The following is a 15,337-nucleotide window of genomic DNA, read 5'->3' as shown; positions in this document are numbered from 1 at the left end:
CTCCACCTAGTTGTGGTCGTGACCTGCGTGGTCGCGCTCCAAGTGGTTCGAACGCACCAGCACGTCACGGGTCAGGTCCAGCTTCTCGATCGCCTTCGGCGGCGCCGCGACGCTGGCCGCGCGGGCGGCCGGGGCCTCGTTGCCGAGGTCGGCCGGGGACGGCTTGCCCGCCGTGAACAGCCACGTCTGGAACAGGGCGAACAGCGGCTTGCCCGAGATCCGCTCGGCCAGCGCGATGAACTCCTCGATCGTGCCGTTGCTGTACTTCTTCGTGGCCTGCCACCTCTTCAGTGTTTCGAAGAAGGCCTCGTCTCCCACGGCGTTGCGGAACGCGTGCACCGCGAGCGCGCCACGGTCGTACACCGCGCCGTTGAACTCGTTGCCTGCGCCGGGCTCACCGACGATGAACTGCCAGAAGGGGTCCGAGGCTGGCCTGCGGTCGTAGTAGAACTGGGCGATCTCCGCTGCCGTTCCTTCCGCTTGGCTCTCGGCCCACAACCATTCCGAGTACCGCGCGAAGCCTTCGTTCAGCCAGATGTCTCGCCACTTCTTGACCGAGACCGAGTCGCCGAACCACTGGTGGGCCAGTTCGTGGGCGACCACACTGGTGTTGGCGCCACGCGGGAAGAACAACGTGCTGTACACCGGACGGGTTTGGGTTTCCAGTGCGAAGTTCAGGCCGGTCGACGCCACGCCACCCTGTGCCTCGAATGGGTACGGGCCGAACTGGGTCTCCAGGAACTCCGTCACCTCAGGGGTCCGCTCGATGCTCGCGCGGGCCGCTGAACCGTTGGCGCCGAGGTCTTCGCCGTAGGCGTTGATCACGGGTTGGCCGTTTGGCGCTGTGCTGCTGCGGATCTCGTACTGGCCGATCGCGAGGAATGCTAGGTACGTTGCCTGCTGGCTGGTCGTCCGCCAGTTCCAGCGGACCCAGCCGTTGAGGGTCTGGGTCGTGCCCGCGAACGTTCCGTTGGACAGGGCCTCAACGCCTTGCGGCACAACGATTGAGACGTCGTAGGTGGCTTTGTCCGTCGGGTGGTCGTTGCTGGGGAACCACCACTGGGCGATGTGCGGCTCGTCCACCGCGAGCGCGCCGTCTGGCGTCTTCTTCCAGTAGTTGGCGCCCTTCGCGTCCCGCACAGTGGTCGGCTTGCCTTCGTACTGGACGACAATCGTCAGGTTCTGGTTGTTGCCGATCGGCGCTGGCGGTGTGACCGTCACTTCTCCTGCTGTCGCGCTTGTGCGGGCCAGGAAGTTGTTGACGCGCACCGACTTGATCGGCAGCAGCAGGTCGAGGTTGAAGCTCGACAACTCCTGCGTCGAGCGGGCCAGGATCGTTGTGGACCCGGTCAGCAGGTCCGTCGCAGGGTTGTAGGTGATCCGGATGTTGTAGTGGGAAACGTCATATCCGCCGTTGCCGTCGTTGGGGTAATATGCGTCCCCGACGCCTGCCGCGCCTGGTGTCGGCGCGGCGCTCGCACTAGTCCCGAATAACGTTGTGACGAGTACTGCCGCGGTCGCGACAATCGCCACTCTGGATCGCTGAAGCAATTGGGTTGCCTCCTCCAATTCACGCAAGGTGCAGTCGAACCTAATCGTGTGAAGGGACAGGGAATACCCGCCAAAGTGCCTATCTCACAAAATGAGATCACCCGAACACAGCATCGGCGACCGCTGCTCGCAGCCGAGCGTGCAGGTCTCGCAACCGTGCGCGATCGGCGCGTACTTCGATAACACGCAAACCAGGTTGTTGCCGGAGCGCATCGCGCAACTGTTCGGGAGATTCGACAAGAACGTGTGGTACGCGATAGCCAGCGCACAATGCCGCGAGATCTGCCCCATGGGGCGTTCCGAAGACGCGCTCAAAACTGTTCTTGTGTTCCGCCGCACCTTGTTCGAGCAACGAGAAAATCCCGCCGCCGTCGTCGTTCAGCACCACGATCGCCAGGTTCGGCCGTGCTTCATCCGGGCCGATCAGCAAACCGTTGGAGTCGTGCAGGAAGGTCAAATCGCCGAGCAGCGCGTAACCGGGGCGGTCCGGTTCGCCCAATGCCAAACCGATTGCGGCGGACACGTTCCCGTCGATGCCCGCGACGCCTCGGTTGGCGTGGATCGCCAGGTCGGTCCGGGTCTCGGCGACCAGGTCGACGTCACGGACCGGGTTGGACGACCCGAGGAAAAGCATTGCGCCGGAAGGCAAAGCGTCGACGATGTCACGCGCGATGCGCAGCCCCGATGGCCACGCGTCCTCTTCCAGAAGCTTGTCCGCGACCGTCGCGGCGCGCTCGGCCGCGGTGCGCCAAGCCGTGAGCCATTCGGGGTCATGCCCTTGGACGTGTGCGAGATCCGTTGTGTCAAGCCATCCTCGGACGTGGATCGCGACATATTGCGGATCCGTCCACTGTGGATGGTCGCCGATCCCGTACACCGGCGCACGGCCCATCAGGCCACGCACACCGCGCGACAACGTCGGCCTGCCAACGACAACGACCGCCTCGGGTCGCAGATCCGGTGCCTTGTCAAGGGATCCGAGCAGCAACGGTCCGCAGCGCAGTACGCTCGCCCCGCCCGTGGTCGCCACCGGCTCGGCGATGATCGGCCACCCGGCACGGGTCGCGACCTCGCAGGCCGCGGCGGCACGATCCGGACGGCCGCTGCCGACGACCATCAGCGTCCGCGCGGGCAACGGGAAGTCGACACGGCTGCTCGCGACCAACCGAGGCGGCGCCGAGGTCGTCCAGCGCTGGCCGTCCGGCCTGCCGTCGAGCTCCTCCGGCCAGCTCGGCTCGAACGTGGGCACGAGCGGCTCCCGGAACGGGATGTTGATCTGCACCGGGTGCCCGGCTTCTGCCTGGGCGACCGCACGCGACACCAGGCCACGCCACACCGGGTTCTGCCCGGTCCGCCGCTCGGCCACCGGGAAGTCCACGAGGATGGCCGCCGGCGCGAAGAGGTTGCGCTGGTCGATCGTCTGGTTCGCGCCGGTGCCGTGCAGCTCGGGCGGGCGGTCCGCGCTGATCACGATCAACCCGACGCCCGCGTGATAGGCCTCGAGGACAGCCGGGTGCATGTTCGCCACAGCGGTGCCGGACGTGCAGACCACAGCCGCGGGACGACCGGTCGCGATGGCAAGGCCCATGGCCAGGAAGGCGGCGCTGCGCTCGTCCACCCGGACGTGCAGCTTGAGCTTGCCCGCGGCGTCCGCGTCGACCAGCGCCATGCTCAGCGCCGCGTTACGGGAGCCGGGACAGACAACGACGTGCCGCACGTCGTTGCGCGCCAGCTCGTCGGCGATGACCATGGCCTGCGCAGTCGACGGGTTCACATGCCTATCCTCGCAAATGTGTCTGACACCGTTGTCTCGGAGCTGTTCGATCCGGCCGCATGGCGCGAGATCCCCGGCTTCGACTTCACTGACATCACCTACCACCGCGCCGTGGACCAGGGGACGGTACGCATCGCGTTCAACCGTCCCGACGTGCGCAACACCTTCCGGCCGCACACGGTCGACGAGCTCTACAAGGCGCTGGACCACGCCAGGATGAGCTCCGACGTCGGCTGTGTGCTGCTGACCGGCAACGGACCGTCGCCCAAGGACGGCGGCTGGGCCTTCTGTTCCGGGGGTGACCAGCGAATCCGCGGCAAAACCGGCTACCAGTACGCCAGCGGTGAGACGTCGGACACCATCGACCCGGCGCGCGCGGGCAGGCTGCACATCCTGGAGTGCCAGCGACTGATCCGGTTCATGCCCAAGGTCGTTATCTGCGTGGTGCCCGGCTGGGCCGCGGGCGGCGGGCACAGTCTGCACGTGGTGTGCGATCTCACAATCGCCAGCGAGGAGCACGCGCGCTTCAAGCAGACCGACGCGGACGTCGGCAGCTTCGACGGCGGCTACGGCTCGGCGTACCTGGCCAGGCAGGTCGGCCAGAAGTTCGCGCGCGAGATCTTCTTCCTGGGCCGCAGCTACACCGCTGAGCAGATGCATCACATGGGCGCCGTGAACGCGGTCGTGCCGCATGCGGAGCTGGAGAAGACCGCGTTGGAGTGGGCACAGGAGATCAACGGCAAGTCTCCGACCGCGCAGCGGATGCTGAAGTACGCGTTCAACCTGATCGACGATGGCCTGGTCGGCCAGCAGCTGTTCGCGGGCGAGACCACCAGGCTCGCGTACATGACCGACGAGGCGGTGGAAGGGCGGGACGCGTTCCTGGAGAAGCGCAGCCCCGACTGGTCGGCCTTCCCGTACTACTACTGATGAGAACCGTCGTCGCGATCTCGCCAGCCGAGGTCTACGAGCACCTGCCCGCCGCACTCGACGGGTCGGGACCCGCACTGCTGCCCGGTGGTCCTGAGTCCTTGACGGGCCCGCTCGAGCCCGGCGAGGACTCTCCAGACGACCCCACGGCGGTCGTGGTCGCGACGTCGGGCTCGACCGGCGAACCCAAGGGCGTTCTGCTGTCGAAAAGCGCCTTGCTGTCGTCCGCGGAGGCGACGCACAAGCGTCTTGGCGGCCCTGGCCGATGGGTGCTGGCGACCACCCCGCGCTACATCGGCGGAATCCAGGTGCTGGTCCGGTCGCTGCTCGCGGACAGGCCGCCGGTGACGATCGACCTGGAAAACGGGTTCCGTGTCCCGGACTTCGTGGCCGCGGTGCACGAAGTCCTCAAGACCCCGGGCAGGCATTACACGGCCCTGGTGCCGACTCAGCTGGCCAGGATCGTGGGCGTGCCTGAGGGCCTGGAAGCGCTGGAAAACCTGGACGGCGCCGTGATGGGCGGCGCCCAGCTCTCACCCGAGCTTCGAGCCGCCGCCAAAGGCGCGCAGCTCGTGTCGGCGTATGGGATGAGCGAGACCGCAAGCGGTTGCGTCTACGACGGCGTGCCCCTCGAAGGCGTCGAGGTGAAGCTCGTCGACGACCGGGTGGCCATCGCCGGACCCGTGCTGGCCAGGGGATATCGCTCGCGCCCTGACCTCACCGCGGCGAGTTTCGTCGACGGCTGGTTTATCACCTCCGACCTCGGCCGGTTCGTCGACGGCAAGCTGGAGATCCTCGGCCGGGCCGACGACATGATCAACACCGGCGGGGTGAAAGTCCCGGCAGGCGCGGTCGAACGGCTGCTCGAGCGGCACGTCGACGCGGCATGTGTGGTGGCGCTCGACGACCCCGAGTGGGGCCAGATCGTGGCCGCTGCGGTGGTCGGCGAGGCCGATATCGAGCTGTTGCGCGGGCACGTCCGCGCTGAACTGGGCGCGCCAGCCGTGCCCAAGGTGCTGACCAGGATCGAGGAAATGCCGCTACGCGGGCCAGGCAAGATCGACCGGGCGGCGGTCCGCCGGATACTCAACCCGATCGAGCACGACGCGCCCGGATCCAGCTGACCGACACCTCGGCGACGAGGTAGCAGACTGCGAACATGATCGTGGCGGCGACCGAAGGAAACGCTGGTCTGGCGACCAGCCAACTGGCCAAGACGAGCACAACGGCGCCAGTGGTGATCACACCGGCCGCTTCGACACGCATCAAACGCAGCAACAACCAGCTCACCACGGGCACGAACGCCAGCGTGAGCACAAGCGGGAACAGCACGCCAAGCACGACGTCGATCACAGCAACACTGGACTTGGCGAACAGGCACGAGAGGAAATCGCCAGCACAGCTGTCCACTGCCAGCCGCGGCCGCAGCAGCCCCGCGGCCCATGGGACCAGGCTCATCACCGCTCCCACCAGAGTCGCCAGGACTGTTCGCACCCGCCCATCCTGGCGGCCGGAGTGAACCGCTGGGCCGTGTTCGCGCTGGTTGCCCTCGGACTAGCCACAACAGCCATGCCAGCACAGGCTGACACGGAGTTCGAACTGGACATCCCGGTCGCCGAGTACAGCCAGGAGAGTACGGGCGTCTTCCGTACCGCCGACGGCATCTCGACCAACGACACGGGCATGGCCATCTATCCGCCCAAGGATCTGCCGATGGCTGTGAACGCCTTCGCGGCCAAGGTTTCCGGTGCCCAACTCGACCTGCGCGGCAAGCTCCCGGACGGCGGGTGGACCGAGTGGACGGACACCGGTTTCCTCGACGCGTCCACCAAGACCGTGCAGGTTCGCCTGGTGGTCAACGAAAGTGTGCGCACTGCGCACCTGACATTGCGCAACGTCCCCAGCAAACCCAGGGCAGGGGCGAAAACACCACTGTCCTATCGGGTCTTCGCGACCCGCGAGGGTCTGGTCGGCGGGAAGACCGCGAACGGGCACATCATCCGCGAACGCGACCACTTCGCCGCCTTGCCATCACGGCGTGGCTTGTCGCCCAAGCAGACCGGCAGCTACAGCGTCCAGGTGTGCGCGGCGAACGGGCGCTGCGCGTGGGCGCCGGTCTGGGACGTTGGGCCGTGGAACACCCGGGACGACTACTGGAATCACCCGCGTCAGGAGTGGCAGGACCTGCCGCAGGGCACGCCACAGGCTCAGGCCGCGTACCAGGAGTCGTACAACCAAGGCCTTGACCAGTTCGGCCGGGATGTCCGCAATCCGGCAGGTATCGACCTTGGCGACGGCACGTTCTGGGACGCGTTGGAGCTCACCGGGAACGCCTGGGTGACCGTGACCTACCTGTGGACCGGATCCGGCCCGCACGGGTACATCCGCACGCCAGACGACACGTTGAACGTGCGCAGTGGCACCGACTCGAACGCGCCGATCGTCGGGATCGCGGGACATCTGGCCCAGGTCCGGGTCGAATGCGAGACCGTGGGCGAGGAAGTGACCGGCACCCAGGGCACGAGCGACCGCTGGTTGCGGATCGCGCGGGGCAGCTACGTGGCGCGGGCGTTTGTATCAGGGGTCACGAGCGTCGTCACCTGCTGAGTTGCCACACTGTCCGTATGGCGACAGTCGCGCAGTGGATGGCGGGCGCACGAGTCCGCACGTTGCCCAACTCGATCTCGCCGGTGCTCGTCGGCGCCGGTGCGGCGGTGGCGATCAACGGGTTCGTGTGGTGGCAGGCGGTTCTCGCTTTGATCGTGGCGCTGGCGTTCCAGGTCGGCGTGAACTACGCCAACGACTACTCGGACGGCATCCGCGGCACGGACACCGAACGCGTCGGCCCGTTGCGCCTGGTCGGCTCGGGTCTCGTACCGCCAGGAGCCGTGCGGACGGCCGCGTTCGCGTGCTTCGGTGTCGCGTGTCTGGCCGGGCTGGGACTCGTCATCTCCAGCGGCCAGTGGTGGTTGATCGCCGTCGGTATCGTCTGCCTGCTGGGCGCTTGGTACTACACAGGCGGCAAGAACCCGTACGGCTACATCGGCCTCGGTGAGCTGGCGGTGTTCCTGTTCTTCGGCCCAGTCCCGGTTCTCGGCACGATCTATGCCCAAACCGGACAGATCAGCTGGCTCGCGGCGACCGCGTCAGTCGCCCTCGGCAGCTTCTCCGCGGCCGTGCTGGCCGCGAACAACCTGCGTGACCGGCCGACCGACGCGGAGTCCGGCAAGCACACAATGGCCGTGCGCCTTGGCGACAAGGGCGCGCGCACGTTCTATTCGGTGCTCGCGCTGATCCCGTTCGTGGTCACGTTCGCGCTCACATTCATTGCCAGCCCGTGGTTCCTGCTCGGCCTGTTCGCCGCGCTGAAGATCTCGCCGTGCATCCGATCTGTCTACAGTGGAGCCGTCGGGCCCGCGTTGATCCCGGTACTCAAGGACACCGCGGTGGCCATGCTGATCTGGGCGGTCGCGACCACGGTTGCCGCGATCGTGTCATGACGGCCACCGGCCGCTTTCGAAGAACTCGGCCAGGATCCGGTGGTGTGGCTCAAGTTCGAGCTCGTTCTTGGCGACCCAGCCGTCGTCGTAGTACGTCTGCCCGTAGCGCTCGCCGCCGTCGCACAGCAATGTGACCACGCTGCCTTGCACGCCCGCGGCGATCATTTCGGAGATCACCTCGAACGCGCCCCACAGGTTCGTGCCCGTCGACCCGCCGACCCGACGGCCAAGAATCGGCTCGACGTAACGGATCGTGGCGATGGACGCGGCATCCGGCACCTTGATCATCCGGTCGATCACCTGACCGATGAACGAAGGCTCGACGCGCGGCCTGCCGATCCCCTCGATCCTCGACCCCCGGCACCCGGTCAACTCAGGCAAGGTGTCGCGCCAAGCGTCGAAGAAAACCGACCGCTCCGGGTCAACGACAGCAAGGTGCGTACGCATCGACCGGTACCTCAGGTAACGGCCGATGGTCGCGCTCGTGCCACCCGTGCCCGCGCCGACGACCACCCATGCCGGTTCCGGGTGCGGTTCCATCGCCATCTGCTCGAACATCGATTCGGCGATGTTGTTGTTGCCGCGCCAGTCCGTGGCCCGCTCGGCGTGCGTGAACTGGTCGATGAAGTGCCCGTTGAGCTCGGCGGCCAATCGCCGTGACTCGGTGTAGATGGCGCTCGGCTCGTCAACGAAATGGCACTGGCCGCCTTGGCGCTCGATCAACGTGACCTTCTCGGTGCTCGTCGACGCGGGCATCACCGCGATGAACGGCAGGTCGAGCAGGCGGGCGAAGTACGCCTCGGAGACCGCGGTCGATCCGGAGGAAGCCTCGATCACCGGGGTCCCCTTGGTGATCCAGCCGTTGCACAGGGCGTAGAGGAAGAGGGAGCGGGCGAGGCGGTGTTTGAGCGAGCCGGTCGGGTGGGTCGACTCGTCTTTGAGGTAGAGGCGCACGCCCCATTCCGGTGGGAGCGGGAACGTGAGCAGGTGGGTGTCCGCGCTGCGGTTGGCGTCGGCCTCGATGATCCGCACGGCCTCGCACACCCAGTCCCTGGTGGTCTCACTACATCGATCGACTGTGGTCACGGGTGCACAGTAAGCAGAAGTCACGCGACGCGACCACCCGCCACCTGGTACTTGTCACAGCATGCGCTCTGTGATCGTGTTCCCGATCCGGGACCGGGCCGACGTCGAAGCCATGCTCGACGCGATCTCGCCTGGCCAAAACGAGCCATGGCTGGTGGACGGCAACCTGTACGTGTACATCACCGCACCGGGCGACGAGTACTGGGAACTGGACGAGATCGTGACCGTGATCGATGCCGTCGGCGAGTGGCCGGACTGGGCCGTTGGCATCGACGTGTCCGGCCGGATCGACGGCACCGAGGAGGTTCGCCGCCTGGTCCTTGCCTTGCTCGACCGTGGCGGGGTGGGGTTCGACGACTTCTCGGAGCACGCCTGGACGGCCGCCGAGATCGAGTCCGGTGCCCGGTTCGAGGGGCTGTCGTTCTTCGACTTCCGCGGTTATCACGAGTCCAAAGGGGTCACCCGCTGACCTCCGCCTGGCAGGAACTCCGGGTAGTTGTCGCGCATGTAGACGATCAGCTTCTCCCGGATCTCGCAGCGCAGATCCCACGCGCTCGGTGCATCCGCGGCCGACGCCAGAACCCGGACAACCATGGTCAACTGGGTCGAGTCGACCACCTGAAGCACCCATTCGCGCCGGTCCCACAGGTCCGAGGCCTCGACAACCCGCTGAGCCTCGACCCGCAAGGCGTCGATCGGCGCACGGTAGTCCAGGTGCAGCAGGACCGCGCCGATCACGCGGGTCTCGTGCCGCGTCCAGTTCTGAAATGGAGTCTTGGTGAAGTACGTCGTCGGCAGGACCAGCCTGCGTTCGTCCCACAGGTGCACGACAACATAGGTCAGAGTCATCTCTTCGATGCGGCCCCATTCCCCTTCCACCACAACGACATCGTCGTAACGCAGGGAGTCCGTCAGCGCCAGCTGCATGCCCGCGAACACGTTCGTCAACGTCGTCTGCGCGGCGAGACCGGCGATCACACCGAGGATTCCGGCCGAGGCCAGCAGGGACGCACCAAGGGTCCGCAGTTCGGTGAAGGTCATGAACATCGAGGCGATCGCGATGATCGTGATCGTCGCACCGGTCAGCCTGCGGATCAGCGCGACCTGCGTACGCAGCCGCCGGACCCGCCGGTTGTCTGGCACGTCGACGTTCAGCCGCTGCAGGACGAAGTCCTCGATCACGAACATGAACCGGATGACCAGCCAGGCCGCGACCACGATCAGCACAAGCAACAACGCGTGCCGGATACCGTCGATGACACGGTTTTGGTACTCGAACAGCACGATGTAGTTCGCCGCGACTACGAGCACAGCAACGAACGGCTTATGACAGTTCTCGTGCAGCTTGGTCAGCGTACGCCGGTAGCGGCGTCGCGCGACGAAGCGAACCACGGCCCCTGTCAGCCAACCGGCAAGCAGAGCAGCCACGGTCGCGATAGCAACAGATAGGACAATTCGCCACAACACCCGTCCCAGCCTGACTGATCATGCTCGCGCTCGCGAATCGAAGAACGCGGCCTCCGCGGCAGTCGGGGCCAACGCGGCCGCTTCAAGATCGGCCGATGCGGCCTCGTCAACACGGCCGAGAGCACGCAGGAACTCCGCACGGGCCGCTGGGAGCAGGTAATACTGGCTCAGGTCAACGGAAAGCCGGTCAGCCTCGGCCAAACCCGCTGCGGGACCGTGGATCTCGGCCAACGCCACCGCACGACCCAAGGCAGCCGTTGCAGACGGGTACACCGCGACCAGTTCGTCGTACAGGGCAAGGATTTGCGGCCAATCTGTGTCTTCATAGGTAGCAGCAGTGGCGTGCAGCGCGGCGATCGCGGCCTGCACAGCGTACGGCCCGCCGCCGCGCAAAGCCTTCTCCACCAACGGAAGCGCCGAAGCGATAGCCTCGTGATCCCACAACGAGCGATCCTGCGCAGCCAACGGAACCGGCTTGCCGTCAACGAACCGCGCAGCCGCACGTGCCTCGGAAAGCCGGACCAACGCCAGCAAGCCGAGAACCTCCGGCAACGGCAGCAGCGAAGCCAACAGCGACGCCAGTTCCACGGCGCGATCGACAGAACCAGCCGTGTAGACCAGGTAGACCACAGCCAGCACGGCAGGCAGGCGGGACGTGAGGTCGTCGGGCACCTGGAACGGAATCCCGGCCGCGCGGATCTTCTTCTTCGCCGTGGTCAGCCGGGCCGCCATGGTCGCCTGTGGCACGAGGAACACGTGCGCGATCTCACTGGTCGGCAAGCCGCACACCAGCCGCAAAGTCAACGCCACCCGCGCGTTCAACGACAGCGCGGGATGACAGCACATGAAGATCAACCGCAGCCGCTGGTCCGGGATCACCTCGCCCGGCTCCTCGGGCACGACGAGCAACGGCAGCTTGCGCGCCAGCAAGTCCGCGCGCCGCATCCGGTCGAGGGCTTTACGTTTGGCAGTCGTGGTCAGCCAGCCGCCCGGATTCGGCGGCACGCCGTCACGCTGCCAGACGACCAGCGCGGATTCGAAGGCCTCTTGGACCGCGTCCTCGGCAGCGTCGAAGTCCCTGGTCAGGCGCATCGTCGCGGCGAGCACGGCTGCCCACTTGCGGCGATGCGCCTGGTCAAGCGCTTCGAAGGTCATGCGTCCCAGATCGGCCGGATCTCCACGCCCGACCCCAATGGCACGTGTTTGGCGACCTCGATCGCCTCGTCGAGGGTGTCCGCCTCGATCACGTAGAAGCCGCCTATGTGCTCCTTGAGCTCAACGAACGGCCCGTCTGTCACGAGGACCTCGTCGCCCTTCGGGCGCAGCGTCGTGGCGGTGTAGGAGGGCCGCAACGCCTCGCCGGAGAACGGGCGTCCGCGCGCGGTGAGGTACTGGATGAACTCGGCATGCTCGGCGAGCGCCTTGTCCAACTCCTGCTGGGGGACCGAAGCCCAGTCGGTGTCCGGTTCGTGCAACAGCAACATGTATTTCATGTCCACCTCACGAACGGGACCACCCCGAAATCGAAGTCCTACGACTCCTTGTCGCCACGAAGTTCGGCACGCAGCCGGGCACGCTCGGCGCCACGCTCGGCCATCCCCGCGGCAACGCGCCGGTTCAGGCCTTTGAACAGCACAAGGCTGAGCGGGAACGCCACCACTACGGCGACGGCCAGCCCGACCAGCAACGGAGTCTTGACCAGGACGAGCACCGCCGTCAGCACAGCGATCAGCGCGATGCGCACGGCCGTGTACAGCGCGAGGTCCCTGCCGAAATGGGCTTCCACAGTCACGCAGCCTACTCGCCGGTTTCTGTGTTCGGACGCCCCTCGAACCTCGTGGACAGCACGACCGTGGTCCGGGTCCGTGCCACGCCGTCGATCCGGCGAAGACGGCCGAGCGTGCGTTCGAGCTCGTCGACCGTGGGGACGCGGACTTTCACCACGAACGCCTCGTCGCCCGCGACCGCCCAGCAGGACTCGACTTCGACCAGTTCACCCAGCTTGATGGCTACTTCGTTGTCCTCGGCGTTGTCCGACGGCTGGATCCCGACGAGCGCGGTGACGCCGAGTCCGATCGAGCTCGGGTCGACCGTGGCGTGATAGCCGGTGATGACACCGCCGGATTCGAGCTTGCCGACTCGCTCGTGCACCGCCGACGCGGACAACCCAACCGTACGGCCGAGTTCTGCGTAAGTGGCGCGCCCATTGAGCCTGAGTTCGTTGATGATGTGACGGTCCAAGTCGTCCACGCCAAGCAGCCTACGACAGCGCTTAATCGCCCTCGCTCCGCTCGGGCGGGCTTTGTCGCCAAAGCCGGACTGTTTACATTCCGACCCCCTGCGGCGGCCGCCCAACCCCAACCGCGGGTCCACCCCGCCCCACGCTGCCGACACCGCTCAGTGCCTGATCACCGCTGTGGCTGGGGCGGCGTCGGGCGTGTTGCGTGGCGTAAACGACCGGCGCGACAAAGCCGTCCCGAAATGTCGAAGTCCGGCAGATGGCCGACGAAGGTAAAGCGTCGGAATCCGACACAGGACCCACAACGGTGTCCTGGTTTGGCGCGTTGGCCAGGCGATCGCGCATCCGGAGACCGGCCAACGGATCCTGTTCCAGCTCGTTCCCGAGCCCAAGACCAGCAAAAACAAGGTGCATCTCGATGTCAGGGCCGGTGACCAGAAGCGGGCAGCCGGAGTGACCAGACTCACGGCTCTCGTGGCGAGAATTTCGCGCCGCGGATGGGGCGGACCGTTTGAATGGGTCACGATCGCGGCCCCGCAAGGCATAGAAACCCGCAGGTCAGAGGCCTGGTGTCCAGAGTGGGCGTTTTGCCCCTTACTACCTCTTTACCTTTACTTAGCCGTTCGAGTACCCGACGGGTGAGATGACACGATGCGACCGGTACGCCGGGAATTTGTGTAAGGAGGCTGAGATGACTGCCACCATTGGCCACGTCGGAGAGCGGCTGCTCACCCCTGGAGAGGTGGCCGCCCTGTTCAGGGTGGACCCCAAGACCGTGACCCGTTGGGCCACCGCAGGGCGGATCGGCTCGATCCGTACCCCGGGTGGACACCGTCGGTTCCGCGAGTCCGAGGTGAAGACCCTGCTGGCCGAGCTGACCACCGAAGTCAGTCATAACGACTGATACCACTGTCCGTCACATTCGGCCATCGCCTGCATGGGGTGGCGGCGCAAGTCGGACGAACGGGCTAACCTCGGGTACGGAAACTCGAGGAGGTGGCGACATGCTGTATTTGCTCGCCGCGGTCGGAGCGCTGACCGTCGCAGTCCTGCTGTGGCGTGCGTTCGGAGCGCAGGCAGCCGGCGTCACGGCACGCCGGGAGCGTGGCACGGTCGCACCCGATGATGACCCGGAGTTCTTGCGCGGGTTGGACGAACGCAACAAAAAGGCCGGCGAGGATCCGCCGGCCTGACAAGAGCCGCTACTGCTTCGTGGCGAAGTCGTCCGCGACAGTGGCTGCCATCTCGAGCAACGCCATCTTGGTGGCGTGCTCCAGCCGGTCCAGTTCGATCTCCGCACCTTCTTCCAGGTGCGGATCGAACGGGATCAGGCTTACCGCGCGGCATCGCGACGCGAAGTGCGCTGACAGCTTGTCCAAATCGACCGAGCCGGATCTCGGCCGGACCGAGTTGATCACCGCGACGGACCTGGCGACCAGGTTCCGATAGCCGTGCGCATCAAGCCAGTCCAGGGTCGCGGACGCGCTTCGGGCGCCGTCGACCGAGCCGGACGACACGATCACCAGCGAGTCGGCGATGTCCAGCACGCCGCGCATCGCCGAGTGCATCAAGCCCGTACCGCAGTCGGTCAGCACGATGTTGTAGAAGTGCTCCAACAGCGCGACCGTGCGCCGGTAGTCGTCCTCGCTGAACGCCTCCGACACGGCTGGATCTTGCTCGCTGGCAAGCACTTCGAGCCTGCTCGGGCCCTGCGAGGTGTACGCGCGCACGTCGCTGTACTTCGTCACGCGGCTCGCGTCACGCAGAAGGTGGCGAACAGTTGCCGTGGTCTCCAGCGGGATTTTCTGGCTCAGCGTCCCGCGGTCCGGGTTCGCGTCGACAGCGATCACGCGGTCGCCACGCAGTGAGGCGAAGGTCGAGCCGAGCGTGGTGGTGACCGTGGTCTTGCCGACGCCGCCCTTCAGGCTCAGCATCGCGATCTTGTAGCAGCCGCGCAGAGGCTGGCTGACGCGGGCGATCAGTTCACGGCGGTGCACGTCCTCGGCACTCTCGCCCATGTTGATCGTGCGGCCGGAGGCCACGTAAAGCGCCTTGCGCCAGCCCGACTGTGGCGTCTTCTTGTCCTGCTTGATCAGCCGGGAGCTGGCCAGATCGTGCGGCACAGGGTGGCCGGCGGGCTGCTGCGGCGGAGGATACGGCTGCTGCTGGGGATACGGGTATCCCTGGCCAGGCGCCGGGTAAGAACCCTGCGGGACCTGGTACGGACCCGATCCGCCCGGCGGGACCTGGTAAGGGCCGGAGGCACCCTGCGGAACTTGGTACGGACCGGAACCGCCTGGCACCTGGTGCGGGCCAGAAGCGCCCTGAGGAACTTGATACGCACCGGAGCCAGCAGGATCAGAGCCGCCAGGCACCTGATACGGACCCGAGCCACCAGAAGCCTGCTGCTGGTCAGCGACGCCCGGCACCTGATAGGGCCCGGAACCACCCGGGACCTGGTAAGGACCGGAGCCACCTGGCACTTGGTAAGGACCCGATCCGCCCTGCGGAACCTGGTAGGGCCCAGAGGGGACCTGGTGCTGACCCGACTCGTTCGCGTCCGACGGCGGCGCCGGGTAGGGCGCCGAGTCGGTTGACGGTTCGACGTACAGCTCGGGTTGGTCAGCGGCCGTCTGGTCGGCAGAGGTCTGATCCGCCGGAGGGCTTTCTCCGCTAGGCGGCTGCCACGCGGCGTCGGGCCGCTGAGCGGAGTCGTCGTAGCGTCCAGTCACCCCGGTGTCCCTCCTGCGATCGTCAAGGATCGAGACCTCCTCGACCACCGCTTCCGAC

18 protein-coding genes are annotated in these 15,337 nt (G+C 66.5%); 8 read left to right on the top strand and 10 right to left on the bottom strand.

What is annotated here, in order from left to right; genetic code table 11:
- Positions 1–6 precede the first annotated feature (6 nt).
- On the bottom strand, positions 7–1,533 hold the full coding sequence (locus tag LWC34_RS22760; protein ID WP_233727191.1) for a M1 family metallopeptidase: 1,527 nt from the start codon (positions 1,531–1,533) through the stop codon (positions 7–9).
- Positions 1,534–1,648: 115 nt separating this feature from the next.
- Positions 1,649–3,325, bottom strand: coding sequence for a 2-succinyl-5-enolpyruvyl-6-hydroxy-3-cyclohexene-1-carboxylic-acid synthase (gene menD, locus LWC34_RS22755; RefSeq protein ID WP_233727190.1), 1,677 nt, complete (start codon positions 3,323–3,325; stop codon positions 1,649–1,651).
- Between menD and LWC34_RS22750 the strand changes: the two genes are divergently transcribed.
- Together LWC34_RS22750 and menE are read left to right on the top strand one after the other, a co-directional pair.
- Entirely contained in the window at positions 3,326–4,255 is a 930-nt protein-coding gene (locus LWC34_RS22750) for a 1,4-dihydroxy-2-naphthoyl-CoA synthase (protein ID WP_235729627.1), read from the top strand. It begins immediately after the preceding gene.
- On the top strand, positions 4,255–5,379 hold the full coding sequence (gene menE / locus LWC34_RS22745; protein ID WP_233727188.1) for an o-succinylbenzoate--CoA ligase: 1,125 nt from the start codon (positions 4,255–4,257) through the stop codon (positions 5,377–5,379). Before LWC34_RS22750 ends, menE begins: the two co-directional genes overlap by 1 nt.
- Here the strand turns inward: menE and LWC34_RS22740 are convergent.
- Positions 5,342–5,749: a hypothetical protein gene (locus tag LWC34_RS22740; protein WP_233727187.1), complete on the bottom strand. Its 408-nt coding sequence runs from the start codon at positions 5,747–5,749 to the stop codon at positions 5,342–5,344. The genes menE and LWC34_RS22740 overlap by 38 nt on opposite strands.
- Positions 5,750–5,824: 75 nt before the next feature.
- Between LWC34_RS22740 and LWC34_RS22735 the strand changes: the two genes are divergently transcribed.
- Together LWC34_RS22735 and LWC34_RS22730 are read left to right on the top strand one after the other, a co-directional pair.
- The gene (locus LWC34_RS22735) at positions 5,825–6,862 is read left to right on the top strand and encodes a DUF8814 domain-containing protein (RefSeq protein WP_235729862.1); all 1,038 of its coding nucleotides are present in this window, start codon (positions 5,825–5,827) and stop codon (positions 6,860–6,862) included.
- Positions 6,863–6,879: 17 nt separating this feature from the next.
- Positions 6,880–7,755: a 1,4-dihydroxy-2-naphthoate polyprenyltransferase gene (locus LWC34_RS22730; RefSeq protein WP_233727185.1), complete on the top strand. Its 876-nt coding sequence runs from the start codon at positions 6,880–6,882 to the stop codon at positions 7,753–7,755.
- Here the strand turns inward: LWC34_RS22730 and cds1 are convergent.
- Positions 7,750–8,841 carry an L-cysteine desulfhydrase Cds1 gene (gene cds1, locus LWC34_RS22725; RefSeq protein ID WP_233727184.1) on the bottom strand — a complete coding sequence of 364 codons (1,092 nt, stop codon included), beginning with the start codon at positions 8,839–8,841 and terminating at the stop codon, positions 7,750–7,752. The two genes, LWC34_RS22730 and cds1, sit on opposite strands and share 6 nt — an antisense overlap.
- A gap of 70 nt (positions 8,842–8,911) precedes the next feature.
- Between cds1 and LWC34_RS22720 the strand changes: the two genes are divergently transcribed.
- Positions 8,912–9,310 carry a hypothetical protein gene (locus LWC34_RS22720; RefSeq protein WP_233727183.1) on the top strand — a complete coding sequence of 133 codons (399 nt, stop codon included), beginning with the start codon at positions 8,912–8,914 and terminating at the stop codon, positions 9,308–9,310.
- On the opposite strand, the gene LWC34_RS22715 is transcribed toward LWC34_RS22720, so the two are convergent.
- From LWC34_RS22715 to LWC34_RS22695, 5 genes are read right to left on the bottom strand one after another with little or no spacing between them, the layout of a single operon-like run.
- On the bottom strand, positions 9,283–10,269 hold the full coding sequence (locus LWC34_RS22715; protein ID WP_233727182.1) for a mechanosensitive ion channel family protein: 987 nt from the start codon (positions 10,267–10,269) through the stop codon (positions 9,283–9,285). The genes LWC34_RS22720 and LWC34_RS22715 overlap by 28 nt on opposite strands.
- A 57-nt stretch (positions 10,270–10,326) precedes the next feature.
- Positions 10,327–11,463: an RNA polymerase sigma factor gene (locus LWC34_RS22710; protein ID WP_233727181.1), complete on the bottom strand. Its 1,137-nt coding sequence runs from the start codon at positions 11,461–11,463 to the stop codon at positions 10,327–10,329.
- Positions 11,460–11,801: a YciI family protein gene (locus LWC34_RS22705; RefSeq protein WP_233727180.1), complete on the bottom strand. Its 342-nt coding sequence runs from the start codon at positions 11,799–11,801 to the stop codon at positions 11,460–11,462. The genes LWC34_RS22710 and LWC34_RS22705 overlap by 4 nt, the downstream gene beginning before the upstream one ends.
- A gap of 38 nt (positions 11,802–11,839) precedes the next feature.
- Complete coding sequence (locus tag LWC34_RS22700) at positions 11,840–12,100, bottom strand: DUF4229 domain-containing protein (RefSeq protein ID WP_233727179.1); 261 nt, start codon at positions 12,098–12,100, stop codon at positions 11,840–11,842.
- 5 nt (positions 12,101–12,105) lie between these two features.
- Positions 12,106–12,558: an Lrp/AsnC family transcriptional regulator gene (locus LWC34_RS22695; RefSeq protein ID WP_233727178.1), complete on the bottom strand. Its 453-nt coding sequence runs from the start codon at positions 12,556–12,558 to the stop codon at positions 12,106–12,108.
- Positions 12,559–12,832: 274 nt separating this feature from the next.
- On the opposite strand from LWC34_RS22695, the gene LWC34_RS22690 reads away from it, so the two are divergent.
- The 3 genes from LWC34_RS22690 to LWC34_RS22680 all read left to right on the top strand — a co-directional run bounded on the left by LWC34_RS22690 (position 12,833) and on the right by LWC34_RS22680 (position 13,740).
- On the top strand, positions 12,833–13,189 hold the full coding sequence (locus LWC34_RS22690) for a VOC family protein (RefSeq protein ID WP_308200165.1): 357 nt from the start codon (positions 12,833–12,835) through the stop codon (positions 13,187–13,189).
- 49 nt (positions 13,190–13,238) lie between these two features.
- Positions 13,239–13,451 carry a BldC family transcriptional regulator gene (locus LWC34_RS22685; protein WP_233727177.1) on the top strand — a complete coding sequence of 71 codons (213 nt, stop codon included), beginning with the start codon at positions 13,239–13,241 and terminating at the stop codon, positions 13,449–13,451.
- Positions 13,452–13,551: 100 nt separating this feature from the next.
- On the top strand, positions 13,552–13,740 hold the full coding sequence (locus LWC34_RS22680; RefSeq protein WP_233727176.1) for a hypothetical protein: 189 nt from the start codon (positions 13,552–13,554) through the stop codon (positions 13,738–13,740).
- Positions 13,741–13,749: 9 nt separating this feature from the next.
- On the opposite strand, the gene LWC34_RS22675 is transcribed toward LWC34_RS22680, so the two are convergent.
- Positions 13,750–15,327, bottom strand: a complete 1,578-nt coding sequence (locus tag LWC34_RS22675) for a MinD/ParA family ATP-binding protein (RefSeq protein WP_233727175.1) — start codon at positions 15,325–15,327, stop codon at positions 13,750–13,752.
- Positions 15,328–15,337 lie beyond the last annotated feature (10 nt).

Source organism: Kibdelosporangium philippinense, from assembly GCF_021390435.2.
GTDB classification, from domain to species: Bacteria; Actinomycetota; Actinomycetes; order Mycobacteriales; family Pseudonocardiaceae; genus Kibdelosporangium; species Kibdelosporangium philippinense.
Note: the sequence above shows the minus strand (reverse complement) of the source record. Positions and strands in the feature narration are given on the sequence as shown.

What these genes read in the sequence shown, in the direction of transcription:
- LWC34_RS22750 (WP_235729627.1), top strand. Translation starts at nt 3,326, where the DNA reads ATGCCTATCCTCGCAAATGTGTCTGACACCGTTGTCTCGGAGCTGTTC.
- menE (WP_233727188.1), top strand. Translation starts at nt 4,255, where the DNA reads ATGAGAACCGTCGTCGCGATCTCGCCAGCCGAGGTCTACGAGCACCTG.
- LWC34_RS22735 (WP_235729862.1), top strand. Translation starts at nt 5,825, where the DNA reads ATGCCAGCACAGGCTGACACGGAGTTCGAACTGGACATCCCGGTCGCC.
- LWC34_RS22730 (WP_233727185.1), top strand. Translation starts at nt 6,880, where the DNA reads ATGGCGACAGTCGCGCAGTGGATGGCGGGCGCACGAGTCCGCACGTTG.
- LWC34_RS22710 (WP_233727181.1), bottom strand. Translation starts at nt 11,463, where the DNA reads ATGACCTTCGAAGCGCTTGACCAGGCGCATCGCCGCAAGTGGGCAGCC.
- LWC34_RS22705 (WP_233727180.1), bottom strand. Translation starts at nt 11,801, where the DNA reads ATGAAATACATGTTGCTGTTGCACGAACCGGACACCGACTGGGCTTCG.
- LWC34_RS22685 (WP_233727177.1), top strand. Translation starts at nt 13,239, where the DNA reads ATGACTGCCACCATTGGCCACGTCGGAGAGCGGCTGCTCACCCCTGGA.
- LWC34_RS22680 (WP_233727176.1), top strand. Translation starts at nt 13,552, where the DNA reads ATGCTGTATTTGCTCGCCGCGGTCGGAGCGCTGACCGTCGCAGTCCTG.